Genomic DNA, 25521 nt, shown 5'->3' on the forward strand with positions numbered 1-25521 from the left:
GGGTGACTAAAATATCGCTATTTGCTTACCCGATCGTACCAGACCATATCGGCGTTCAGGCCCTGCTGGTAACCCTTCACGTTGTCGCGGACCACAATCTGCGTTTTTCCCTGATCGACAAACACGTACGGCGAGCTGCGCTGCAGCTCTTCCTGCATCTGTTTATACAGTCCGAGGCGTTTGGCGGCATCCGGCTCGGCAACCGCCGCGAGGGTGGCTTTATTCAGCTCCGGGATTTGCCAGCCGTTAAGACCGGCCACGGTGCTCGACTTCCCGTCGTTGTAAGCAAAGGCGCTGGCGTTGGAGTGGGCATCGAAGTAGTCGGGGATCCACAGGCGAATCGCCGCCTGATGCTGCTTCGCCCGCACCCGGGCATACACCTGGCTACCGGCCGCCGGCAGCAGATCGATCTTCACGCCGCCCTGGGCGAAGCTGGCCTGCATGGACTGGGCGATAGTGATAAACGGCGGTTTGTTTTCGACATCGAGGGTGAAGTGGGCGTCTTTAATTCCGGCTTTGGCGAGGATCGCTTTGGCTTTCGCCGGGTCGAATTTAAACGGATTGTTGTCCAGCGCCCCCGGCAGACCGACCGGCAGGAAGCTCTGATGGACAAAATACTGGCCTTTGAGCAGGTCCTTCGTGATGCCGTCGTAATCCACCAGCCAGCGCGCGGCCTCCCACAGCGCCGGGTTTTTCAGCAGCGGGTTGGCGGTGTTGCCGGTGTTAAACGCCAGATAGTTTTGTTCCGCCGACGGGATGCTCAGCACCTTCACGCCGGGCTTGCCCTGCAGGGCGGCAATCTGATCGGCGCCCAGATCGCGCGCCACGTCGGCGTCACCCTGCTGGATCAGCAGGCGGCGGGAGGCCGGATCGGGCACGTTTTTGATGATGATGCTTTTCAGCTTCGGCGCGCCGGTGGGCGAGCTGTCGTTAGCCTCCAGCACGATGGCCTGATGCGGTTGGTAAACGCGCATTTTAAAGGCCCCGCTGCCCGCCGAGTGCATCTTCAGCCAGCCGTTGCCGAAATCGTTATCTTTGGCATTCGGCGCCACCAGCTTTTCATCGACGATAGAGGCGATAGGCGTGGAGAGAATATTCAGCGCCACCGCCGGGCTCACCTCGGCGGTCCAGTGCAGCGCCAGCGTGTGGTCATCCACCTTTTTCAGCTGGCCGGCAATGTTGTCCGCCTGCCAGCCGAGGACGTTGAGGATAAAGGCCGGTGATTTATTCAGGGTCACCGCGCGGGTGTAGGAGAAAATAACATCTTCCGGACGTAGCGGGTTACCGGAGGCGAACTTCGCCTCGGGCTTGAGCTTAATGGTCAGCGTTTTCGCCGCCGGGTCCGCCTGCCAGCTCTCTGCCAGAATAGGGGTGATTTTTTCAGGGTTGTCGCGGTCCGGCTGCACCAGACGCTGGTAGAGGCTCGGTACCGTCTGGATGCTGGAAAGTTCGTTGGCTTCCGCCGGGTCGAGGCTGACGATGTCGTCGAGGCCTTGGGCAACGACCAGGGTAGTTGGCGGCGTGGCGGCATGGACGGCGGCGGATAGCGCGGTCAGCACCAGTAATGACAGCAGTTTTTTAGTCATGAGCAATCCCTGAAAAATGATGTTTTGATTATTTATGTGTCGCTAAATTAGGCCCCTTCATGAAAGGCGTAAAGTCAAAATGCGGATAAGCTTATGCTTAAAAAGCATAATCAATATCATCGGGCTATGAGTGAAAAATAACGCGGTCGTCTTTCTGCGCGTTGTGCTTCTTGATATAACGATTTGATCACAATTTAACGGAACTTAAAGATGCCGGAAATCAATCAGTATGGCCAGCAGGTGAACGATGTGGTCGTTGGCTGGCAGGGCGCCAGCGTGCTAAAGCGAAGCGCGTTAACGGGACGCTATTGCCGGCTTGAACCGCTGGATACCCGGCGACACGCCGCCGATCTGTTTGCCGCCTACGCGCTGGGCGACGGCAGCGACTGGACCTAGCTTGCCAGCACACGCCCCGAAACCGTGGAGGCCACGGCGCACTGGGTGGCAGGTAAAGTTGGCGACGACGCGCTGGTCCCCTTTGCGGTTATCGATCTCGGCTCCGGTCAGGCGGTGGGGCTGGTGAGCTTTATGGCGATTGAACAGGCTATGGGCTCGGTCGAAATCGGCCACGTCACCTGGTCGCGAAAGATGAAAAATACCCCGCTGGGAACCGAGGCGGTTTGGCTGCTGCTGAAGTACGCGTTCGCAGCCGGCTACCGGCGTCTGGAGTGGAAGTGCGACTCGATGAATATCGCCTCCCGGCGGGCCGCCGAGCGGCTGGGCTTTACCTGGGAGGGGCGCCTGCGCCAGAAGATGGTGCGCAAGGCGCGCAGCCGCGACAGCGACATGCTGTCGATTATCGATGGCGAATGGCCGCAGCGCGACGCCGAACTGCGGGCGTGGCTGGCGGCGGACAATTTTGATGCCCAGGGGCGGCAGATAAAGCGGCTGGATGAGTTCAGGGAAGCAATCTCCCCCGCCTGAATAACCGGAGGGGGAGGCGCGTAGCTGGCCGCGTCAAAGGACTGACGCGGTCGAAGAGGCGGCGCGGTTTACCAGCAGATAAATCCACCGTCGACCACCAGGTCGACGCCGGTGCAGAATGACGCGGCGTCGCTGGCGAGGAACAGCGCCGGGCCCGCCATCTCCTCAACTTTCGCCATCCTCTGAACCGGCGTCTGGCTTTCGAATTCGCGGGTCTGATGGACCATTTCCGGACGGGTGTTCATCGGCGTGGCGGTATAGCCGGGGCTGATGGAGTTCACGCGGATCCCTTTACCGACCCACTCCATCGCCAGGCTTTTGGACAGATGGATGACGCCCGCTTTAGAGCTGTTGTAATGCGCCTGCTCAAGGCCGCGGTTAACGATAATGCCGGACATGGAGGCGATATTAATGATCGAGCCGCCGCCGGATTCCAGCATCAGCTCCGCCTCGGCTTTACAGGAGTTCCACACCCCGGTGAGGTTGATATCAATCACGCGCTGCCACTGCTCGGTTTCCATCTCCAGGGCCGGGTTGGCGTTGGCGATACCGGCGGCGTTAACGGCGATATCCAGGCGTCCGAAGCGGCTTTTCGCCAGCGCTACGGCCGCGCGGAGATCGCTGAGCTGGCGTACGTCCCCGGTGTACAGGCAGGCCTGCCCGCCGATGGCTTCGATATGATTCACGGTATCAGTGAGGCCGCCGTCTTCCCGCAGATCGAAGCACACGACCCGCGCACCCGCGCTGGCAAGTCCGTAAGCAATGGTCTGGCCGATCCCGCTGCCCGCGCCGGTTACGAAAGCGACGCGTCCCTGCAGATTAAACAGCTGTTGAGCAAAATCTTTTGCGATCATAGTTATCACTCTTTTAATGAATGTCCCGTAGCCCGGAGCGGCGCAACGCGCGGCCTCCGGGCTATCTGTTATGAACCATCGCTGAACGGCGCTGCCCGATAATCCCCCTGAGGGGCATCAGGACATAATCAGGCCGCCGTCGATGTTAATCGTTTGTCCGGTGAGGTAGCGCGCGTCGTCGGAGGCGAGAAACGCCACCAGCCCGGCGACATCCTCCGGTTTCCCCGCGCGCTTCATCGGAATACCTTCAACCCACTCGGCCATCAGCTCGCCTTTGGCGTAGCGTTTCCGATCGCTGCTGAGGACTTCCCCCCACACGCGGTCGTTGTAGTCCCACATTTCGCTCTCGATGATCCCGGGGCAGAAGGCGTTAACGGTGATATTCCACGGCGCCAGTTCATGGGCCAGGCTTTGGGTGATCCCGATAACGCCCATCTTGCTGGCGGCGTAGTGCGGGGTATAGATAAAGCCCTGGCGGCCCTGGCCCGAAGAGGTATTAATCAGGCTGCCGTGGTTTTGCTTGACCATGTATTTAGCCGCTTCGCGGCAGCACAGCCAGACGCCGGTGGTGTTCACCGCCAGCACCTTCTCAAAATCAGCCTTTGGCATACGGTCGAAGTAGTCGATAGTGATCACCCCGGCATTTTGAATGGAGACGTCAATGGTGCCGAAACGCGCGGCGGCCTGTTCATAAAGAGACTGAACCTGGGCTTCGTTGGTCACGTCGACCTCCAGTGACAAAATGTCCGCCTGGTAGCGCTGACGCAGGGTTTCCGCGGTTTCATGAACGCGAGCGGCGTTAGAGACCATCACCAGCCTGGCGCCATCGCGCGCAAAGCGCTCGGCGATCCCCGCGCCAATGCCGCGACAGGCTCCGGTAATAACAATCGTTTTGTTGTGAAAATTTCTGTTCATATTATTTTCCCTTTAGCGAGGCCGGGCGGTGTACGCCCGGCGCAATGATCGTTGTCTGTCGGCGTATTAGCTGGAGGCAGCGCCGCCAGGCAGCGCGGTGGTCTGCTTTTCTTCATGACGACGCATCAGGATGACTTTGTTCTGTAGTTTTTGCTGGAACTGGTCAACGACGACGGCGGTTACAATCACCACGCCTTTAATGACCATCTGCCAGAAATCGCTGACGCCCATCATGACCATGCCGTCGGCGAGGAACACGATAACGAAGGCGCCAATAATGGAGCCTGTGACCCGGCCTCGGCCGCCTGCCAGCGCCGTGCCGCCAAGCACGGTGGCGCCGATGGCGTCCATTTCAAACATATTGCCGGTCATCGGGTGGGCGGTTTGCAGCTGAGAAGCAACGATCAGCCCAACGAACGCCGCGCAGAGGCCGGAGAAGGCGTAGACGAAGATCTTCGCTTTCACGATGGGCACCCCGGCGAGGCGGGCAGCGGACTCGTTGCCGCCGATCGCGTAGATGTAGCGACCGAGCGGCGTTTTTGTCGTCAGCCAGTAGCCGAGCACAAGGAAGGCGATCATCAGCCAGATGGGCAGATAAATGCCGAGCACGGTGCCGGAACCGAGGATCGAGAAACCGGTATTTCCCAGCGCTTCCATGCCGTTGAGGTTAGGGTAGGTGCTGCCGTCATTAAACAGCAGCGCAGAACCCCTGGCGACGTACATCATCCCGAGCGTGCAGATAAAGGGAGCGACGCCAAAGCGGGTGATTACGGCGCCGTTAATAAAGCCGACCAGGATGCCAAAAATGGCCACGCAGAGGATCACTTCAGGCACGTTGAAGAAGATCACGCTGCCGTTCCATAGCGGCAGCCCGTTGGTCAGCAGCGCGCCGGCGACCATGCCGCAGATCCCGGCGACGGCCCCGACCGAGAGGTCGATACCGCCGGTAAGGATCACCAGCGTCATCCCAATGGCCAGCAGGCCGGTAATCGCCACGTGCTGGGTCATAATCAGCAGGTTAGAGGTGGTCAGGAAATTCGGTACCATCACGCTGAAGAATGCAATTACCAGCAGCAGAGCGATAAACGTTCTGGCCTTCAGCAGGTACATATAAATCATATATTTCTGGTTCATGATGGATTCCAGCCTGATTAATCTTGGGGTGTTGAAGCCGCGATGAGCTTTTCGCGGGTAACCGCATGGCGCGGTAAATCGGCGGTAATACGGCCATCGGCCATCACCAGAATGCGGTCGGCCAGGGCCATCACTTCATCCAGTTCCGAGGAGGAGAACATGACGGCCAGCCCCTGATGCGCCATTTTGCCAATCAGGTGATAGACGTCCGTTTTGGCACCGACGTCAATCCCGCGGGTGGGTTCATCGAGAAACACCACCTGTGGCTGCGTCATAAGCGCTTTACCCAGCACGACTTTCTGCTGGTTGCCGCCGCTCAGGGAGGTAATGGGCAGCTCGGGGTCGCTGACCTTGATGGCGAGCTGGCGGATCATCTCCTTCACGCTGGCGCTCTCTTTCTGCGGATTCAGCCACTTCCACGCCCGGCGAAAGCCCTGCAGGCTAAAGTCAGAGAGCGTCATGTTGGATTGAATGGACATCATCTGCACCACGCCTTCGCCCTGGCGGTCTTCTGGTACCAGCGCCAGACCCTTTTTTAAGCGGGTTTGAAAGTGGGCTTTGCCGATATTCTCCCCGTTGAGATGGATGCTGCCGGTCTGGCAGGTCATCAATCCGATCAGGCCCTTAAACAGCTCGGTGCGCCCGGCGCCCAGCAGGCCATAGATGCCGATGACCTCGCCTTTATTCAGCGTGAAGGTCACGTCATTAAGCTTGTAGCCGCCGCTGTGATGCAGCGCGGTCAGGCCCTCGACGGCAAGAACCGCCTCGCCCTGCGGGGCCGGCTGATAGTCGAAGTGCTTTTTCTTATCCCCGACCATCTGCTCAATGATCCAGGGAATGCTGGCATCGCTGACGGTGCGTTCGCTGATAAAGCGGCCATCGCGGAAAATAGTGATGTGGTCGCCAATCTCCATCAGCTCTTCCAGGCGATGGGAGATATAAATAATGGTGACGCCGCGTCGTTTTAGCTGCTCAATGACGTTAAACAGGACCTTAACTTCCGACTGGCTGAGCGCTGAAGTGGGCTCATCCATGATCAGGACCCGGGTGTCCTTTGAGAGCGCGCGCGCGATTTCCACCAGCTGCTGATGGCCGATCCCCAGCTCTCCCAGCGGGGTGTAGGGATCGACATCAAGCTCCAGTCTTTCCAGCAGCGATTTCGCCAGTTCATACTGATATTTTTCGTTAATCCGGCCTTTCTGGAAAAATTCGTTCGCCATGAAAATATTATCCATGACGTTCATATTGGGGAATAAATTGAGCTCCTGGAAAATAATGCTAATGCCCTGACTTTCCGCCTGATGAGTGGAGCTTAATGACACTTCGGCACCGTCGAGAATAATCTGTCCGGAGGAGGGCGTTTCGACACCGGCAAGCATTTTCATCATGGTGGATTTACCCGCACCATTTTCTCCGATCAGAACGTTTACTTTATTTCGATATACCCGGTAATTGACATTATCTAAGGCAATAACGCCCGGATAAACCCGCGACAGCTCGCGCGTTTCGATAATAACTTCAGATTCGACTGGTTGGGGAGCGACGATAGGTTGCGACGGCATCTTATTGTCCTCCGGAACGTTCGATTTTTGCTGGCGTAATGTCGGGTAGCGTCTGCGGAATATCCCAGGCGGAGAAGACGCCGTATACCTGGGTCATTTCGCCGCTTTTCACCTGCGCGGCCTGGATCATTTTCACCGCCTGTTCATTAATGGCCCGGCCGTATTCGCCAAACAGTACCTGGTCATTAAAATCCTGATAGCTGGCGCCTTTATAGCCATCCCGCAGCTGGGTGCCGCGAAGCGTCGGGCCAATTTGCACGACAGCCGGGCCGCCGGCGCTATCTTCGACCGTCATTTTTCCGCTGCGGGAGGCTGAGTCGATCCCGGTGATTTTACCTGCTACTTTGACGTAAAAAATGCAGGGATTCTCCTCCTGGGCGCGATAGCCCAGAGCCTGACAGGCGCTATCGAAATCTTTAGCCGCGCGCAGTGCGGCCATCAGTTCGCTGACCGGGCGGGCCTGCGCCACAACCTGCGGCACGATTTTGTTCTGCCACGTTTGATCGATATTTGCCATGTGCGGATTGGGCGGGGATTTAAGATCGGCCAGCTCCTGCTGGGAGACGATACGACAGCCCCCGAGAGCAAGAACGGCCAGTGCCAGCCAGGTTTTTTTGTACATATCACTCTCCTACGCGCCCCCGAAGGGGCGCAACAACCCGAACTCAGGATTTGATGTTGAAGTCCTGAACTTTATCTGCGTTATCTTTGGTTATCAGAATTCCGCGGAACATGACGCGTTGCTTCGCGGGCTTCACGCCTTTTTGCAGGTAGTTATCGAGGTCGGTAACGCCCTGCGCCGCAATAGCCTGGGCCTGCAGCATGACGGTTGCCTGCAACGTGCCGGCCTTAACCGCATCGCGCTCGTCGTTGCTGCCGTCGATGCCGACCACCACGACGTCGGTACGGTTGGCCGCCTTCAGGGCGGCGATGGCGCCAAGAGCCACCGGGCCGTTGCCGCAGATCACGCCTTTGACATCAGGGTGGGCCTGCAGAATGCTGTCCATGATGCGCTTGCCGTCAATTAACGTACCTTTGGCATCCTGTTTAGCTACGCTGACCATATCCGGATACTGGTCAATAACCTGGTGGAATGATTTAGAACGCGTGACGCAGTTATTATCTGCAAGGTTGCAGGTCAGTTCGGCGTATTTTCCTTTTTCCGCCATTTTCTCGACAAATACGTTGGCGACTTCCGAACCAGCCTGGAAGTTATTATGCGTAATCTGCTCAAGGGCCACGTCATCGACAGGAATTTCCCGGTTAATTAATATAATCGGAATGCCTGCTTGTTTCGCTTTTTCAATCGCCGCGACGCTGGCGGTTGAGTCGGCGTTATCCAGAATAATACCCTGAACTTTTTTGCCGATGGCTGTATCAATCAGTTCGTTCTGTTTTTTTACATCTTCGCCATGAGACAGAATGGTTGTTTTATATCCGAGTTCTTTTGCTTTCTCGCTGGCCCCTTTGGCTTCAGAAGCGTAATACGGGTTATCCAGCGAGTTAACCATGATCATGATGGTGCCTTTTTCTACTGCCTGAGCAGTAAAAGAAAGCGCGGTCAGGGTTGCAACAGTCAAAAGCGTTAAACGTAATTTCATGACAATGTTCTCTCTATGTTGTTATTGTCGGGTACGGTGAAACAACGTAAGGCCGGAAAGGCGGTTGTATGGGCCGGAATTCTCCTTCTGTTAATGATTAAGGTTCGTCACCTTCGTTTTCCCTGGTGGGCGTCAGGCGGACGTAGCCGGTTTCCATAATGTTCTGTCCACCGCATGGCGCCACTCCTGCCACCTTGCCTGCAGGCGCTGATGGCGGGCCATGTCGGGGCTAAATTCACTGTGTTCGGTTAAAAAGGCCGTCAGGTCGACGGGCGTATCGGGATTGAGCGCCTTGCGGGCAAGCAGGGCTGCGCCGATGGCGGAGAGTTCAGGCACATCGCTGCGCATGACCGGGCAGCCCAGCAGATCCGCCTGGTACTGCATGAGCCAGTCGTTTTTGGTCGGTCCGCCGTCGACCATCAGCGCCGACAGGCTGAAATCATCATGCTGGCGCATGGCGACCACCACATCGGCTATCTGATAGGTGATGGATTCCAGCGCGGCGCGGATCAGGTGCGCGCGCTTAACGCCGCGGCTCAGTCCACAAATCACGCCGCGGGCGCTATCGTCCCACCACGGAGCGCCAAGCCCGGTCAGCGCCGGCACAAAATAGACTCCCATCGTCGAGTCAACCGAAGCGGGCAGGGTGTTAAGTTCGTGGGCCAGCTCGTCGGCGGAGAGTTCGCTCAGGCCGGTGCTGTCAGCCATCCACGCCACGGCATCGCCGGTATGGGGAATATTGCCTTCCAGTCCATAGGTGATGCGCTCGCCGTCATGCCAGGCAATGGTGGTGGCCAGCGCGTCAATATCGCACTGCGCTGATTTAACCGGCGCCATCACCGACGAGCCGGTACCGTACGTGGCTTTCACGCACCCGAGTTCCCCTAATGCATGGCCAAAAAGCGCGGCGTGAGAGTCGCCGACCATCGCCATGATCGGAATGCCGTCAGGTATCGCCGCGAGCCCGCGGGTGTAACCAAATAATCCGCTGGATGGCTTAATTTCCGCCAGCGCGGCGCGGGGGATCTGGAACAAGGCCAGCATGTCGTCATCCCACTGCCCGCTCTGTAAATTGAGCAGCTGGGTGCGCGCGGCGTTGGAGTAATCGCAGCAGAAGGCGTCGCCGTGGGTTAAATTCCACAGCAGCCAGCTATCAATGGTGCCGAGGCAGATCTCACCGCGTTCGGCGAGAAGGCGACCCTCGGGGATAGACTCCAGCAGCCAGCGCATTTTGGAGGCGGAAAACAGAGGAGCAATCGGCAGCCCGGTCGTGGTTTTAATCTGCTGCTCTTTGCCCGCATGGCGCAGATCGTCGCAAAAAACGGCGCTGCGGGTGCATTGCCAGGTGATGGCGGCGTTAACCGGCTTTCCGCTATGGCGATACCAGCCGATGGCGGTTTCCCGCTGGTTGCTGATGGCTAATGCGGCAACATTTTCCGCGCCAACGTGCTCAACCGCTTTGGCAATCACCTCAAGCGAGGCCTCGATCAACGTCTCGCCAGATTGCTCTACCCAGCCATCGCGAGGGGTTTGAATCGCCAGGGGTTGTGAAAATTTCACAATAACGTTGCCGCGGCCGTCGAGCACCACCGCTTTTGCATTGGTCGTCCCTTCGTCGAGCGCAATAATGAACTCTTGTTGTGTTGCCGGCATTAGATAGTCTCCTGAGTCACACTTCGTCCTGGCGCTGAGGGGGCGAACATTCCTCGCTATCGCGTTGCTACTTAGCAGGCCATGATGTGACATTTCGTTATCACTTTTGTAATCACTGAATATATATTCGATAGTGATTATTTATTTAATACCTTAGCCAGAAACTTTCCCCGGGGCTAGAGGAAAAGTTATCAATTGTGCTGGCAATCACACTTATCTGCATGGATAAATGCGCGGAGGGCTGGAGGGGGAAGCGCCAGGAAATTTAATCAGGATATTGAAATATAAATGTTTATTTTGCACGCCTCGGCATCAGAAAAGGTGGCGCAAAGGCATGCAAAAAGATGTCTGATGGAAAATTAGCCGGTGACCAGCAGCCTCGCGGTTGGATAATCGGTGATTAAAACATCGATATAGCCGCCGGAGAGGGCGCCTTTGATCGCCGCAACCTTATCGCTACCGCCGGCCAGCGCCACGACGTTGGGGCATTTTTTTACTTTTTCCAGCGCCATGCCGATAACAGGATCTTCATCATCGCTTAACACGGCCTGGCCTTTTTTGTCGTAATAGTGCAGGCAGATATCCCCCACCGCGCCGCGCTCGGCGAGCACCTGCAGCATATCTTCGTGGTAATAGTTACCTGACGTTTTCAGCAGCTGAGAAGGTTCGAGAATACCAATCCCGACGATGGCAATATCGACCTCGTCGAAACGCGAAACCACATCGGCGACGTCCTGGCTGGCGATGAGACGGTTTTTCTCCGCCATCGAGCCCTCAATGCTCTGCGAAGGAAGCAGCCAGGCCTGGCAGTTAAGATGCTGAGCGAGCGTCTGGGTCAGGATGGTTGCCTGTACGTTGCCGTTCGGCCCCACGCCGCCGAGCAGCTGGATAACTCCGCTGGCCTTCAGGTTTTGCGCGTGGACCTCATCGACCATGGCCCTGATGGTCGAACTCCATGAGGAGACGCCGATCAGATCTTTTGGCCGCAGGCGGGTTTCCAGATAGTGGGCCGCAGCGGACCCAATCGCGCGTTTGAGGGTGTGATCGCTGGCATCCTCTTCGGTATCGACGACGATAGCCTGCTTAATTCCGTAGCGATCTTCGATGCCTTTTTCGAGGTTAAGAAAAATATTCGAGGGCTGAACGACGCTAATTTTTACCACCCCTTCTTTCTGGCAGCGGGTGATGGCACGGGAGACAAATGACTGGGAAAGCGAAAGAAGTTGTGCAATGTCGGACTGCTTTCGTCCTTCAAGATAGTAAAGTGTGGCAATCTTAACTAACAGCCTTTGTTCATCCTGCTTAGCCATATATATCCCCGAAAATCATTAACGTATATCCATTATGTTATACCCGTCAGGCCGAAAACTACATGTCCGCTGGCTGCGTGCGTCTACCGCGCCGGCCCCTGCCTGAGCAGACTGTAATTCGAATAATTCAGGGTATAGAGGCTTTTATCATACGTGAAAAAGAAAGAGAACTAAGTGTGATGAAACTCTAACTTTTATCAATCCTCAAAATCAGCTATGGACAAAAACAGAACAGCTGTCGCATAATTGAATAAAGAATCATTATTGAATATATATTCATGGTGATATCAAGTCAACTGAAAACTTATCCAGGCACAGACATGCCTGATAGTAAGGAGGCAGAATGTTCCTGAGTATGATGCAGCGGCGGAAGCCTGATGATGCGCTGCCTGGGGATGTCTGGTTTTTTTAGTCCCTTGTGGAATAAATATTCCAAGTTGAAATTAAATTCAGAGGTATTAAATGAATCCCTATAGCTACGATGTCCAGGCACTTGAGCGTAAAGCTCGCGCGGTACGCCGCCATATTATCAGATTGAATGCCAACAGCCCGGCCGGGGGGCATACCGGCGCCGATTTGTCGCAGGTAGAGCTATTAACCGCCCTCTATTTCCGCGAGCTAAACGTCTCCCCGGAGCAGATTGCCGACCCGGAGCGGGATATTTATATCCAGTCTAAAGGCCACGCGGTGGGGTGCTACTACTGCGTGCTTGCGGAAGCCGGCTTTTTCCCGGTCGAGTGGCTGGCGACCTATCAGCACGCGAACTCGCACCTTCCGGGCCACCCGGTTCGTCAAAAAACCCCCGGCATCGAACTGAATACCGGTGCATTGGGCCACGGTTTGCCTGTTGCGGTGGGGCTGGCGCTGGCTGCAAAGAAAAGCAACAGCACCCGCCGCATCTTTTTAATTACCGGCGATGGCGAACTGGCCGAGGGCAGCAACTGGGAGGCGGCGCTGGCTGCGGCGCATTACGAGCTCGATAACCTGATTATTATCAACGATAAAAACAACCTTCAGCTCGCCGGGCCGACCCGCGAGATTATGAATACCGACCCGCTTGCCGATAAGTGGAAAGCGTTTGGCATGACCGTGACCGAGTGTCAGGGAAACGATATGGCCTCAGTAGTGGCCGCTCTGGAAGGGTTGCAGCAGGCAGGTAAACCTAACGTCATTATCGCAAATACGACAAAAGGCGCCGGTATTTCCTTTATTCAGGGGCGTCCGGAATGGCACCACCGGGTACCGAAAGGCGAAGAGATTGAACTGGCACTGGAGGAACTGAAAGATGAGTAATGCAGAACACCTGGCGAGCGTAATGGTGCAAGCGTTTATTGACGCGGTAGAAAGCGGTGTTGATCTGGTGCCGGTCGTTGCTGATTCCACTTCGACGGCGAAAATTGCGCCCTTTATTAAACAATTTCCCGGCCGTCTGGTTAACGTCGGGATTGCCGAACAAAGCATGGTCGGCATGGCGGCCGGGCTGGCGCTGGGCGGGAAAGTTGCTGTGACCTGTAACGCCGCGCCCTTCCTGATTTCGCGCGCCAATGAGCAGATCAAAGTCGACGTCTGCTACAACAACACCAACGTTAAGCTGTTTGGTCTGAACGCCGGGGCCAGCTACGGCCCGCTGGCGAGCACCCATCACTCCATTGACGACCTTGCCGTGATGCGCGGGTTCGGCAATATCCAAATCTTTGCCCCCTCTACGCCGCGCGAGTGCCGGCAGATAATCGACTACGCCATCCAGCATCAGGGGCCGGTCTACATCCGCCTTGACGGCAAGGCGCTGCCGGAGCTGCACGACGAGAGCTACCGCTTTGTGCCGGGGGCGGTGGTTACCCTGCGCGAAGGCCGGGATATTGCGCTGGTTGCTACGGGGTCGACGGTGCATGAAATCGTCGACGCTGCGCAACTGCTGGCGGAACAGGGCATTGAAGCTAAGGTGGTGAGCGTTCCGTCGATTCGCCCTTGCGACACTCAGGCGCTGCTGGCGGCGCTGGAGGGCTGTAGCGCGGTCATCACGGTTGAAGAGCACAACGTGAATGGCGGACTCGGCAGCCTGGTTGCCGAAGTGCTGGCCGAAGGCGGCGCCGGTATCCCCCTGAAGCGCCTGGGGATCCCGGACGGTGAGTATGCGGCGGCGGCAGACCGCGGCTGGCTTCGTCAGCACCACGGTTTCGATGCGCCGGCGATCGCGGCGCTGGCGCCTACGCTGCTCTAACCGTAGCCAGATAACCCGTGCGGGCAGCCCGCGCGGGTGATGCTATTTTGGCAACCCGCAGAGCGTGATGACCCGCGCGTCGCTTTGCATCCAGTGAACCTGAACTATCTCATCATCAATTTGCATCCGCAGCATTCCTTCCTCTATATACGTCACCCGCATGCGCAGAAAATCCATCCCGAGCTGGCGGGGGAGGGAGAGCGCCTTAAACCCGCTCTCTTTTGCCGAGAACGCCAGCGTCAGCGCCAGCGCAAAGGGCAGCCCGCTGGCCGCCAGCAGCGTTTTTTCCACCGGGTTGATAATGCTGCTGGCAAGTTCCTCCGCGAGGATTGGAGTAAAGCGCCGCTCAATATCAATCCCTATCGGGCGAGAAGAGACTACCGCCAGGGCGCTATTTTCACAGTGACTGATGCTGCCGAACCACGGCGCGGGCCACAGCGGCTGGCGCTGCTCTCCGGGCGGCGGCGGCATTTTTTCGCCAACTTCGCGCAGGGCGTGAACGGCGGCGATGCGTCCGGCAAGATGTTCGGCCTGGCGCTTACGGCCGCCTGCGGCGAGCAGGGCGTGATGGGGCAGCCACAGCAGATCCGCGGGCTGGAAGCTGGCTGGGTCGAAATCAATCCGCTGGAGAGGATGGCCGGCAAGTAAAAGAGTGCTGTGCTGTGTCTGCATGAAAGGATGTTAACCGATTTCCCGGCCGCCCTCTATGGCTGGAGGGCGGCTGGGATTCAGGCGAGCAATCAGAAGTGAGTGTTGACGCCCATATACCAGGTACGGCCCGATTCGTTATAGGTTTCGGCGCCCGCGCCGTACATATAACCGGTGGTGCCGCCGGTGGTCTGGGCGTTACCCGCACGCCAGTGGCGCTTGTCGAAGACGTTATCCACGCCGCCGGTCAGGCTGACGTTTTTGGTGACGTCCCAGGTCGCGCTCAGGCCGAGGATGCTGTATGGGCTAACCTCGTTCTTCTCGCTGCCGGTAACCGGTTCGCCCTTGTAGTTATACTTTTTCGGCTCCTGCTTGCCGTACCAGGTAAAGGTCGACTGCACGGAAACATCCTGGTATATCTGCCAGCTGAGGGTCGAGTTGAGCGTATATTCCGGGATAATCGACAGGCGATCGCCGGTCTCTTTGTTCTTACTCTGCAGCATGTAGGTGATGTTGTTGGTCCAGTTAACGGTCTCGCTAACCGGCACGTTTAACGTCCCTTCCAGGCCCTCAACCACCGCTTTCGGCACGTTCTCCCACTGGTAAATATCGGTTTTCACCTTACCGCTTGATGTAGAGGAGAGCGGCGCGTATCCCGCTTCGATTTTGTCGCGGTAATCGTTGCGGAACCAGGTCACCCCGGCCAGCCAGCCGTCTCGTTTAAACTCAAGCCCAATCTCTTTGTTGATGCTGGTCTCTGCCTTCAGGTCATCGTTACCCACCATATAGCAGCCGGTGCCGGTTGCGCTGGCGTAGCAGCCCTGGCCCTTACTGTACAGGATGTAGTTCGGGTTGGTCTGATACAGGCTCGGCGCTTTATAGGCGCGGGCAATACCCATCTTCAGGGTAAAGTCGTCGCCCAGGCCCTGGGACAGGTTCAGCGACGGGCTCCAGTTATTGCCGACGATGCTGTGGTGATCGAAACGCAGCGCCGGCGTCAGCATGGTGGAGTCGGTTAGCTCAACGTTGTCTTCGGCAAACAGCGAGAAGATCTCCGCCTGTGAGTACGGGCTGCGGTTGGTACTGCTTGCGCCCGGAATATCGCCACCCATAAAGGTCTGGGTATTGGAGGCGTTATCCTTCATCCGCTGCTGGTTCCATTCGCTCCCCAGCGTCAGGTTCTGATTGACCCACAGGTCGAACGGAATGCTGATTTCGCTGTGCAGCATCACGTCGGAAAGGTCGGTATCGGAGAACAGGTTGCTGTTGAAGATACCTTCCGTACCCCCGGCCAGGCCTTCGCCCTTACGCGAGTTGCGGGTGTGCTCGTACTGCGCCCAGTTGCTGGTGGTGATACCATTATCCCAGCCGCCGTTCCAGGTGACGGAGTAGGTCTGACGATAGAGACGGTTGGTCTCTTTACCGTAGTTCTCTTTCACCAGGTCGTTGGTGTTGGTGTTCTGCGTGTCGCCCGCGTAGAGGTTGCCCTGGCGGCTGTAGCCCGACTCAAACTCCAGCGACTGCATCGGCGCGAAGTCCCAGCGCACGACGCCGTTGATACTTTTGTTTTTAACCCCTTCACGCCCGGCAGGCATGGTATCGGCGTAGATGCCGGTACGCTCGGACTGATGCCCCTGGTTAATATCCCAGGCATCGGCCTGCGTCTTCTCAAGGTTGCCGAACAGGCGGAAGCTGAAATCGCCGCCCAGCGGACCGTTGAGGCTGAAGTTAGTGCGCTTGGTGGAGCCCTCGTCTTTATGCTCCGGGGCGTTCATGTAGGTATTCCATGAACCGTGCCACTCGTTGCCGCCTTTTTTGGTGATGATATTGACCACGCCGCCCGCCGCGCCGTTGCCGTAGCGCGCCGCAGCAGGGCCGCGAATGACCTCAATGCGTTCGATCATTTCCGGCGGCACCCAGCTGGTATCGCCGCGGGTGTCGCGCTCGCCGCGCCAGCCGAGACGAATAGAGTTGCGGCTGGTGACCGGCTTACCGTCAATCAGGATCAGGGTATTTTCCGGGCCCATGCCGCGAATATCAATCTGGCGGTTGTTGCCGCGCTGGCCGCTGGTGGAGTTGCCGGTCAGGTTAACGCCCGGCATAGTGCGGATAATTTCTGAGACATCGCGGGCCGGTGGACGCTTACGAATTTCATCGGCGGTGATGGTGGAGACGCCGGGAGCCTGCAGATTCTGTTCCGCCGCGGTAACGACCATAGTCTCTTCAGCGGCCGCTTTTTTGCTGTCTGTAGTCTCTTCCGCGCACAGCGGGAAGGCAACACCATAAATTCCCAGATTGACCAGCAAGGCCAGGGATTTGATCCTGTTATTCATTTTAAATCCTGCTGTCTGTTGCCGCTTTCCCCAAAGGCCCCTTCCCACCGGGAGAGGAGACGGCATACACCAATGTTGCCAGTAGAGGACAAATGGGTTCCATCTCTGGCATGTTTTTAGAAGTTACTCTTACCAACGCGCGGTAATACGCTATTGCAAATGCAAATAGTTATCAATAATATTATCAATAAAATATTACGTTTATTGATAAATATCACGATAAACATAGGGTTATTGAATGCTCAAGACAGGAAGCGATGACTGGTGGCAGAACCTTACCGGCCCGCAGTCAGAGGCGTCTGGCGATGCATACCGGGTGACGTTCTGGTGGCGGGACCCGGCGGGCAGCGAGGCCACTTCGGCGACGCGGCGGGTGTGGATTTACATCACCGGCGTCACCGACCACCACAAAAATGCCGTCCCGCAAACCCTGCGGCGCGTCCCGGGCACCGATGCCTGGCAATGGCAGACCACGCTCTCGCCGACCTGGCGCGGCAGCTACTGTTTTATCCCCTCCGAACGCGATGACGATTTTGCTCCTGAGATTTTTAACGGCGACAGTCCGGACCGCACGCTGCTGCGCGAGGGCTGGCGACGTCTGCTGCCGCGTGCGGTTGCCGACCCGCTCAATCCGCAAAGCTGGAAGGGCGGGCGCGGCCACGCGGTCTCCGCGCTGGAGCTTCCGCAGGCGCCGGAGCAGCCCGGCTGGGCGCTGCGCGATGAAAGTTACGCCCCGCCGGTCTGCATTCAATGGCGCAGCGCGCGGCTTGGCAACAGCCGTCGGGCGTGGGTTTATGCCACCGGCGAGGGCGCGGCGGAAGAGCGCCCGCTGGCGGTGCTGCTGGACGGCCAGTTCTGGGCCGAGAGCATGCCGGTATGGTCGCCGCTGGCCGGACTCACCCGCGAGGGCCGGCTGCCGGCGGCGGTATATCTGCTGATCGACGTGATTGATAACGCGCACCGCGGCCGCGAGCTGCCCTGCAACCGCGATTTTTGGCTGGCGGTGCAGGAGGAGCTGCTGCCGCAGGTGCGTCAAATCGCGGCCTTTAGCGACCGGGCCGAGCGGACCGTCGTGGCCGGGCAAAGCTTTGGCGGCCTGGCGGCAATGTTCGCCGCCCTGAACTGGCCGCAGCGTTTTGGCTGCGTGCTCAGCCAGTCCGGCTCCTACTGGTGGCCGCACCGCGGCGGCGCGCAGGATGGCGCGCTGATTGAAGGCCTGAGTTTGGGCGAGCTGCGCGCCGAGGGGCTGCGAGTCTGGCTCGAAGCCGGCGAGCGGGAGCCCCTAATTTTCCGCGCCAATCAGGCGCTTTTAGCCCGGCTGCAGCGGCCGGAAGGGACGGTGTTCTGGCGCCAGGTTGACGGCGGACACGATGCGCTGTGCTGGCGCGGCGGGCTGACGGCGGGACTGATTCAGCTGTGGCAATCTACAGAATCCGCCCCTTCGCAACCCAATCATTGATCGTGCGCCAGGGCTGCCGACGCGGCCAGCAGGATAGCGAGTATTAACAGGAGTTTGAAATGCAATTCAGTAACCCCTTCGATAATCCGCAAGGGCAGTTTTACATTCTGCGTAACGAGCTGCAGCAGTACAGCCTGTGGCCCCATCACTGCGCGCTGCCGGAGGGCTGGACGGTAGAGTGTCCGCCGCAGTCGCTGGAAGCGTGCAATGCCTGGCTGGCGGCGAACTGGTCAACCCTCACCCCCGCGCACTACGCGTCCTAAGGAGCCGATGATGACCACTCGTTTACCGCTGGTTGCAGCGCAGCCGGGGATCTGGATGGCGGAGCGGCTGTCTACGCTGCCCGGCGCCTGGAGCGTCGCTCACTACGTCGAGCTCTGCGGCAGCCTCGATCCGGCGCTGCTCGGCAGGGCGATCGTCGCCGGTCTGAGCCAGGCCGATACGCTTAGCATGCGCTTTTGCGAAGACAACGGCGAAGCCTGGCAGTGGGTTGATGAGGCCCGGGCCTTCGACGAACCGCAGTACCGCGACCTGCGCGAGGCGGACGATCCGCACGAGGCCGCGCTGGCAATTATGCGGGCCGACCTCGGACAGAATTTGCGCGTCGATAGCGGGAATTCGCTGGTCTGCCACCAGCTGCTGCGCACGGCGGATAATCGCTGGTACTGGTATCAGCGCTATCATCATTTACTCGTAGATGGCTTTAGTTTCCCCGCTATTACCCGCCAGATCGCCGCCATTTACCGCGCCTGGCAGCGCGGCGAGGCGACGCCGGAGTCGCCGTTTACGCCGTTCGCTGAGGTGGTGGAAGAGTATCAGCGCTATTACGGCAGCGACGGCTGGCAGCGGGACAAGCAGTTCTGGCAGGAGCAGCGCAAGGCGCTGCCGGCGCCGGTCTCGCTCTCCGCCGCGCCGCTGGCGGGACGGGCAACGGGCACGGAGATCTGGCGCCTGAAGCTTGACGCTGACGCCGCGACGTTCAGCCGTCTGGCCGCCGGCGCCCCGCAGTGCCAGCGCGCCGACCTGGCGCTGGCGCTTACCGCGCTGTGGCTGGGGCGCCTGTGCGGCCGTATGGACTATGCCGCCGGCTTTATCTTTATGCGCCGCATGGGATCGGCGGCGCTGACCGCGACCGGGCCGGTGCTTAACGTCCTGCCGCTGGCGATAAACATCGATGCCCAGGAAACCCTGGCCGAGCTGGCGCTCCGCCTGGCCGGACAGCTGAAAAAAATGCGTCGCCACCAGCGCTATGATGCGGAACAAATCGTCCGCGATAGCGGCAAGGCCGCGGGCGATGAGCCGCTGTTTGGCCCGGTATTAAATATCAAAGTCTTTGATTACGTTCTCGATATTGACGGCGTGCAGGCGGTGACGCATACCCTGGCGACCGGCCCGGTTAACGATCTTGAGCTGGCGCTGTTCCCGGACGAAGCCGGCGGCCTGTCGCTGGAAGTGCTGGCCAATAAGCAGCGCTACGATGAGGCCACGCTGCGCGCGCACGTTGAGCGCCTCTCCGCGCTGCTGACCCAGTTTGCCGCCGACCCGGCGCTGCGCTGCGGCGAAGCGAACATGCTGTCAGCGCGGGAAACGCAGCGGCTGGCGGAAATCAATAATACCGGCATCGCGCTGCCCGCCACGACGCTGAGCACGCTGGTCGCAGAACAGGCGATGAAGACCCCGGATGCGCCCGCGCTGGCGGACGCCAGCTGGCAGTTCAGCTACCGCGAAATGCGCCAGCAGGTTGTGGCGCTCGCCGAGGTGCTGCGCGCGCGCGGGGTTAAGCCCGGCGATAGCGTGGCGGTGGCGCTGCCGCGTTCGGTCTTCCTCACCCTGGCGCTGCACGCCATCGTTGAAGCGGGCGCCGCCTGGCTGCCGCTCGATACCGGCTATCCTGACGATCGCCTGCGCATGATGCTCGAAGATGCGCGCCCGACGCTGCTGCTGACCTCTGACGATCAGCTGGCGCGCTTTAGCGATATCCCCGGGCTTGCCAGCCTGTGCTATCAGCAGCCGCTGGCGGCGGGGGATGACGCGCCGCTGGCGCTCTCAACGCCGGAGCATACCGCCTATATCATCTTTACCTCCGGCTCGACCGGACGCCCGAAAGGGGTGATGGTGGGGCAGACCGCGATCGTCAACCGCCTGCTGTGGATGCAAAATCACTATCCGCTCGGCGCCGATGACGTGGTGGCGCAGAAAACGCCGTGCAGCTTTGACGTCTCGGTATGGGAGTTCTGGTGGCCGTTTATCGCCGGCGCTCGCCTGGTGATGGCGGAACCCGAAGCGCATCGCGACCCGCTGGCGATGCAGCAGTTCTTCGCCCGCTACGGCGTGACCACGACCCACTTTGTGCCGTCGATGCTGGCGGCGTTCGTCGCTTCGCTCGACGCGGAAAACGTCACCGCCTGCCAAACGCTGCGGCGGGTATTCTGCAGCGGGGAAGCGCTGCCGACCGGGCTGTGCCGCGAATGGGAGGCCCTGACCGGCGTGGCGCTGCATAACCTCTACGGTCCGACCGAAGCGGCGGTAGACGTCAGCTGGTACCCGGCCTGCGGCGCGGAGCTGGCGGCGGTGACCGGCAGCAGCGTGCCGATCGGCTGGCCGGTGTGGAACACCGGATTACGTATTCTTGATGCCGCGATGCGCCCGGTACCGCCCGGCGTCGCAGGCGATCTGTACCTTACCGGCATCCAGCTGGCGCAGGGCTATCTCGGACGACCGGACCTGACCGCCGGCCGCTTTATTGCCGACCCGTTTAGCGCCGGCGAGCGCATGTACCGCACCGGGGACGTGGCGCGCTGGCTCGATAACGGGGCGGTGGAGTATCTGGGGCGCAGCGACGATCAGCTGAAAATTCGCGGCCAGCGCATTGAGCTGGGCGAAATAGATCGCGTCATGGCGGCGCTGCCGGAGGTGGCTCAGGCGGTCACCCACGCCTGCGTCTTTAATCAGGCGGCGGCGACCGGCGGCGATGCGCGCCAACTGGTCGGTTACCTGGTGTCTGAATCCGGGCTGCCGCTGGATACCGCGGCGCTGAAAGCGCGTCTCGGCGAGCAGCTGCCGCCGCATATGGTGCCGGTGGTGCTGATCCAGCTGCCGGCGCTGCCGTTGAGCGCTAACGGCAAGCTGGATCGTAAAGCGCTGCCGCTGCCAACGCTGAGCCAGGAGCGTCGCGGCCGGCCGCCGGAGTCAGAGAGCGAGCGTGCGGTTGCCGAGGCGTTCAGCCAGCTGCTGGGCTGCGAAGTGAACGATATTGAAGCGGATTTCTTTGCGCTTGGCGGCCACTCGCTGCTGGCGATGCGCCTGGCGGCGCAGCTGAGCCGCCGGTTTGCGCGTCAGGTGACGCCGGGACAGGTGATGGTCGCCTCGACGGTAGGGCAGCTGAGCGCGCTGCTGGCGTCCGATCTGAGCGACGAGCAGGCGCAGCGCCTGGGCTTTGATACGATTTTACCCCTGCGTAAAAGCGACGGCCCGACGCTGTTCTGCTTCCATCCGGCCTCCGGCTTTGCCTGGCAGTTCAGCGTGCTGGCTCGCTATCTCAATCCGCGCTGGTCAATTACCGGCATTCAATCGCCGCGCCCGGAAGGGCCGATGGTGAGCGCCGCCAGCCTTGATGAAGTCTGCGAATCTCATCTGCAAACTTTACTGGCGCAGCAGCCGCACGGGCCATATTACCTGTTCGGTTATTCCCTCGGCGGCACCCTGGCGCAGGGAATTGCCGCGCGCTTACGCCAGCGTGGCGAAGCGGTAGCGTTCCTCGGGCTGCTGGATACCTGGCCGCCGGAGTCGCAAAACTGGGCGGAAAAAGAGGCCAACGGCCTCGACCCGCAGGTGCTGGCCGAAATTGACCGCGAGCGGGAAGCGTTCCTCGCCGCGCAGCAGGGTCAGCCGTCCGGCGAGCTGTTTAGCGTGATTGAGGGCAACTACGCCGACGCGGTGCGCCTGCTGACCACCGCGCACAGCGCGAAGTTCGACGGCAAGGCGACCCTGTTCGTTGCGGAAAAAACGCGCCAGCCGGGGATGGACCCGCGGGCGGTGTGGGGGCCGTGGATCGGCGAACTGGAGGTCTTCAGCCAGGCGTGCGCGCACGTCGAGATCATCTCTCCGCAGGCCTTTGAGTCGATAGGTCCGGTGGTGCGGGAGATTCTGGGATAGGTAGAGCGTCGTCCGGAGTTATCCGGGCGACCCCGGCGCATAATCCTGTAACCCCGGTAAGCGTAGCGCGACCGGGGTTTTTTATGCTTTAGCCTGGGAGAAAAGGGGAGGCTAGCGTCGGCCCAGTGGCACCACCAGCGGCGTATGGGCGACCGGATCGTCGATGATCGTGCAGCGCAGGCCGTAAATCCGCTCGATAAGCTCGGCGGTAACGATCTCTTTCGGCGCCCCTTCGGCGATAATTTTGCCGTCGCGCAGGGCGATCAGATGGGTGGCGTAGCGGCAGGCCTGGTTGAGATCGTGCAGCACCGCCGCCAGGGTATAACCCTTCTCGCGATTCAGCTCGCTCAGCAGCTCCAGGAGATCGATCTGATGGCTGATATCCAGCCAGGTCGTCGGCTCATCGAGCAGCATGATGGCGGTTTCCTGCGCCAGCACCATCGCAATCCACGCGCGCTGACGCTGGCCGCCGGAGAGCGTGTCAACGCTCTGCAGCGCAAGGTCGGTGATGCCGGTGGCCCTCATCGCCTGATTGACCGCGTCATCGTCTTCTTTACGCCAGCGGGTGAACATCGGCTGATGCGGATAGCGACCGCGGGCAACCAGCTCCTGGACGGTAATATCGCCCGGGGTGGTGGCGTTTTGCGCCAGCAGGCCGATCCGCCTGGCCACGTCCTTGCTGGCGTAGCGCTGGATCTGCTCACCGTCGAGATAAACATGGCCGCTGGCCGGAGTCATCAGGCGGCTGAGGGTGCGAAGCAGCGTCGATTTGCCGCAGCCGTTGGGGCCGATAATGGCGGTGAAGTGGCCGTCGGGAATGGTCACGTTCAGCGATTCGGCGATGATCTTTTTGCCGTATGCCAGGGTCAACTGGTCGCCGCGCAAACGGGGGGTTACAGCGGTCATTTTTTGCGGGACTCCTGAATTAACAGTGCGATGAGATAGATACCGCCGAGGCTGACGGTGACGACCCCCACCGGTAGCTGATAGGGCATAAACAGACGCTGGGCGCTGTAGTCGGCCAGCGCCAGCAGCAGCGCGCCGCACAGCGCCGACTGGGTCAGACCCCAGCGCGTGGTGCCGCTGAGGCGGCGGGCGATATGCGGAGCTACCAGCGCAATAAAGGAGATCGGACCCGCCAGCGCGGTGGCGGCGGCGGTCAGCACCACCCCCACCAGCATCAGCAGCAGGCGAGAGCGCTCAACCCGCACGCCCAGCGCGCAGGCGGTGTCGTCACCCATTTCCAGCAGGCGCATACGCCGCGCCAGCAGCACGCTGCACGCCAGCATCAGCACAATAAGCGGCGCCGATGGCCAGGTTTTACTCCACGTCAGCCCGTTGAGCGAACCGGCGTTCCATAGCCCGGCGGAAAGCGCGGTTTCCAGCGACGCGCGCAGCAGCAGCCAGGTATTGAACGCCACCAGCATCGCGCGGATACCGATGCCGATAATAATCAGCCGGAAGGTTTCAATCCCGTTACGCCAGGCCAGCAGCCAGACCAGCAGGGCGGTAAGCACCCCGCCAACCATCGCCGCCAGCGCGATAGCCGTCAGGTTCTGGCCAAAGATCACCATCGCCACCAGCACGCCGCTCCACGCGCCGGTGTTGAAGCCCATGACGTCCGGGCTGCCCAGCGGGTTGCGCATCAGCGACTGAAAAATCGCGCCGCTGACGCCCAGCGCCGCGCCGATCAGCAGCGCCATCAGCACCCGCGGCAGCCGCCATTCGGTGACTACCATCGTAATATTACGCGGCGCATCGCCCAGCAGAGCGGAGATAACCTGCTCCACCCGCAGCGGCACCAGGCCGCTGCCGAGCCCCCAAAGGGAAACCAGCACGCTGGCGACGATCAGGATAAAACAGCTAAGCAGCAAACGACGGGAAGGGGCGATCACATTGCACCTCCGCGCGGCTGACGACGCACCAGCCAGATCAGCACCGGCGCGCCGATAAAGGCGCTGACTACCGATACCCGCAGCTCTCCGGGAACCAGCAGGCGGCCAAGAACATCGGCAAACAGCAGCAGCGCCGGGGTTGCCAGCAGGGTGACCGGTAGCGACCAGCGGTGGTCGGCGCCCACCAGCCAGCGCGCCATGTGCGGCATCATCAGGCCGATAAAGGCGATTGGGCCGACCACCGCCGTGGCGCTGCCGCAAAGGACGGTTATCGCCAGCAGGCCGATAAACTGCGTGCGCGCTACCCGGCTGCCGAGCGCGGTGGCGGTATCGCTGCCGAGGCTCAGGCTGTTCAGGGCCCGGCTGAGCAGCAGCGTGACGGCGCCGGCGATCAGCACCGGGATCAGGACAATTTTAAGCGTTTGCAGGGTACGGATATCCAGCGAGCCGGCCTGCCAGAACCGCAGCTGGTCGTATACATCGGGGTTAAGCAGCGCAATGCCGTTAGAGAGGCCTTCGAGCACCGCCGCCAGCGCGACGCCGGCCAGCGTCAGGCGCACCGGGCTAAGCTGACCCCCGCCCTGGCTGCCGGTGAAGGCCACCAGCAGCGAGGCGGCAAAGGCGCCGCAAAAGGCCATCAGCAGCTGTTCCTGCGGAGAATGAATGCCGAACAGCGCGGCGCCGAGGACGATCGCGAAGCTGGCGCCGGAGTTGACGCCCAGAATGCCGGGGTCGGCCAGCGGATTGCGGGTGAGGGTCTGCATCAGCGCCCCCGCCAGGCCCAGCGCGACGCCGGCGAGCAGTCCGGCAAGGGTGCGCGGCAGTCGGGCATCGAGCACGATGGTGCAGTCAGCGCTCTGGCAGGTGCCGGTAAAGGCATCCACAACGACGTTGAGTGGCAGAGGTTTGGCGCCGACCAGCAGGCTGAGCGCAATCGCAACGGCTAAAACCAGCAGCAGACCAGGCACGGCAACGGCGCGCACCGTGGTCGTAGAAAACGACATAGTTCACATCCCTGACATGATAATGATAGTAATTATCGTTATCGATTCTATCCAGTTATGTTAGCATGGCGGCCCCTAAGAATGGTATACGCAAATCATTCGGGATGCATCGCGACGGCAGGGCGTGGGCGCCCGGGCGCTGACGCACAGCGCCGCTCGGGCGAAGAGTCAATCCGCCCGCAATGGCCCGAGGTGCAGCGAGGCGGGGTCGTTCGGTCGCCGCCGGCGCATCTGCAGCCCGACGTATGACGAGTATTGATGGAAAAT

General features: G+C 59.9%; 19 protein-coding genes and 1 pseudogene. 6 read left to right on the top strand and 14 right to left on the bottom strand.

What is annotated here, in order from left to right; all coding sequences use genetic code 11:
- Nucleotides 1-17: 17 nt before the first annotated feature.
- A complete protein-coding gene (locus tag NWP14_RS09850) occupies nt 18-1586 on the bottom strand; it encodes an ABC transporter substrate-binding protein (protein WP_375215262.1) in 1569 nt (522 codons plus the stop codon).
- A 210-nt stretch (nt 1587-1796) separates the two neighbouring features.
- On the opposite strand from NWP14_RS09850, the pseudogene NWP14_RS09855 reads away from it, so the two are divergent.
- Nucleotides 1797-2510, top strand: a pseudogene (locus NWP14_RS09855) (GNAT family N-acetyltransferase).
- 68 nt (nt 2511-2578) lie between these two features.
- Here NWP14_RS09855 and NWP14_RS09860 read toward each other — a convergent pair.
- The 8 genes from NWP14_RS09860 to NWP14_RS09895 all read right to left on the bottom strand — a co-directional run bounded on the left by NWP14_RS09860 (nt 2579) and on the right by NWP14_RS09895 (nt 11539).
- Nucleotides 2579-3364, bottom strand: coding sequence for an SDR family oxidoreductase (locus NWP14_RS09860; RefSeq protein ID WP_375215263.1), 786 nt, complete (start codon nt 3362-3364; stop codon nt 2579-2581).
- 117 nt (nt 3365-3481) lie between these two features.
- Nucleotides 3482-4279 (bottom strand): SDR family oxidoreductase, encoded by a 798-nt coding sequence (locus NWP14_RS09865; RefSeq protein ID WP_375215264.1) that lies wholly within the window; start codon nt 4277-4279, stop codon nt 3482-3484.
- A gap of 66 nt (nt 4280-4345) precedes the next feature.
- A complete protein-coding gene (locus NWP14_RS09870) occupies nt 4346-5413 on the bottom strand; it encodes an ABC transporter permease (RefSeq protein ID WP_095094857.1) in 1068 nt (355 codons plus the stop codon).
- Between the two features lie 17 nt (nt 5414-5430).
- A complete protein-coding gene (locus NWP14_RS09875) occupies nt 5431-6975 on the bottom strand; it encodes a sugar ABC transporter ATP-binding protein (protein WP_095094859.1) in 1545 nt (514 codons plus the stop codon).
- Between the two features lies 1 nt (nt 6976).
- A complete protein-coding gene (locus NWP14_RS09880) occupies nt 6977-7597 on the bottom strand; it encodes a DUF2291 family protein (protein ID WP_095094861.1) in 621 nt (206 codons plus the stop codon).
- Nucleotides 7598-7640: 43 nt separating this feature from the next.
- Nucleotides 7641-8576: a D-ribose ABC transporter substrate-binding protein gene (locus tag NWP14_RS09885; RefSeq protein WP_095094863.1), complete on the bottom strand. Its 936-nt coding sequence runs from the start codon at nt 8574-8576 to the stop codon at nt 7641-7643.
- 132 nt (nt 8577-8708) lie between these two features.
- A complete protein-coding gene (locus NWP14_RS09890) occupies nt 8709-10229 on the bottom strand; it encodes an FGGY family carbohydrate kinase (RefSeq protein ID WP_095094865.1) in 1521 nt (506 codons plus the stop codon).
- Between the two features lie 359 nt (nt 10230-10588).
- Nucleotides 10589-11539, bottom strand: coding sequence for a sugar-binding transcriptional regulator (locus NWP14_RS09895; RefSeq protein ID WP_041144517.1), 951 nt, complete (start codon nt 11537-11539; stop codon nt 10589-10591).
- A 462-nt stretch (nt 11540-12001) separates the two neighbouring features.
- Here NWP14_RS09895 and NWP14_RS09900 point away from each other — a divergent pair, with 462 nt between their 5' ends.
- Nucleotides 12002-12832, top strand: a complete 831-nt coding sequence (locus tag NWP14_RS09900; protein ID WP_095094867.1) for a transketolase — start codon at nt 12002-12004, stop codon at nt 12830-12832.
- The gene (locus NWP14_RS09905; RefSeq protein ID WP_095094869.1) at nt 12825-13760 is read left to right on the top strand and encodes a transketolase family protein; all 936 of its coding nucleotides are present in this window, start codon (nt 12825-12827) and stop codon (nt 13758-13760) included. The genes NWP14_RS09900 and NWP14_RS09905 overlap by 8 nt, the downstream gene beginning before the upstream one ends.
- A gap of 42 nt (nt 13761-13802) precedes the next feature.
- Here NWP14_RS09905 and entD read toward each other — a convergent pair whose 3' ends face one another.
- Together entD and fepA are read right to left on the bottom strand one after the other, a co-directional pair.
- Nucleotides 13803-14432 (bottom strand): enterobactin synthase subunit EntD, encoded by a 630-nt coding sequence (gene entD / locus NWP14_RS09910; protein ID WP_375215265.1) that lies wholly within the window; start codon nt 14430-14432, stop codon nt 13803-13805.
- A 68-nt stretch (nt 14433-14500) separates the two neighbouring features.
- Entirely contained in the window at nt 14501-16741 is a 2241-nt protein-coding gene (gene fepA, locus NWP14_RS09915; protein ID WP_095094873.1) for a siderophore enterobactin receptor FepA, read from the bottom strand.
- 238 nt (nt 16742-16979) lie between these two features.
- Here fepA and fes point away from each other — a divergent pair, with 238 nt between their 5' ends.
- Genes fes through entF form a run of 3 tightly spaced genes read left to right on the top strand, consistent with a single transcriptional unit; the run spans nt 16980 to nt 22355 of the window.
- On the top strand, nt 16980-18200 hold the full coding sequence (gene fes / locus NWP14_RS09920; RefSeq protein WP_375215266.1) for an enterochelin esterase: 1221 nt from the start codon (nt 16980-16982) through the stop codon (nt 18198-18200).
- 59 nt (nt 18201-18259) lie between these two features.
- Nucleotides 18260-18463 (top strand): MbtH family NRPS accessory protein, encoded by a 204-nt coding sequence (locus NWP14_RS09925; protein WP_041144522.1) that lies wholly within the window; start codon nt 18260-18262, stop codon nt 18461-18463.
- Between the two features lie 10 nt (nt 18464-18473).
- Nucleotides 18474-22355 carry an enterobactin non-ribosomal peptide synthetase EntF gene (gene entF, locus NWP14_RS09930; protein WP_375215267.1) on the top strand — a complete coding sequence of 1294 codons (3882 nt, stop codon included), beginning with the start codon at nt 18474-18476 and terminating at the stop codon, nt 22353-22355.
- A 111-nt stretch (nt 22356-22466) separates the two neighbouring features.
- On the opposite strand, the gene fepC is transcribed toward entF, so the two are convergent.
- Genes fepC through fepD form a run of 3 tightly spaced genes read right to left on the bottom strand, consistent with a single transcriptional unit; the run spans nt 22467 to nt 25254 of the window.
- Nucleotides 22467-23261 carry an iron-enterobactin ABC transporter ATP-binding protein gene (gene fepC / locus NWP14_RS09935; RefSeq protein ID WP_095094883.1) on the bottom strand — a complete coding sequence of 265 codons (795 nt, stop codon included), beginning with the start codon at nt 23259-23261 and terminating at the stop codon, nt 22467-22469.
- On the bottom strand, nt 23258-24250 hold the full coding sequence (fepG, locus tag NWP14_RS09940) for an iron-enterobactin ABC transporter permease (RefSeq protein ID WP_375215268.1): 993 nt from the start codon (nt 24248-24250) through the stop codon (nt 23258-23260). Before fepG ends, fepC begins: the two co-directional genes overlap by 4 nt.
- Nucleotides 24247-25254 carry a Fe(3+)-siderophore ABC transporter permease gene (gene fepD / locus NWP14_RS09945; RefSeq protein WP_095094889.1) on the bottom strand — a complete coding sequence of 336 codons (1008 nt, stop codon included), beginning with the start codon at nt 25252-25254 and terminating at the stop codon, nt 24247-24249. The genes fepG and fepD overlap by 4 nt, the downstream gene beginning before the upstream one ends.
- Nucleotides 25255-25521: the final 267 nt, after the last annotated feature.

The sequence above is a fragment of the Klebsiella sp. C349492 genome, from assembly GCF_042055345.1.
Taxonomy (GTDB): Bacteria; Pseudomonadota; Gammaproteobacteria; order Enterobacterales; family Enterobacteriaceae; genus Klebsiella; species Klebsiella scottii.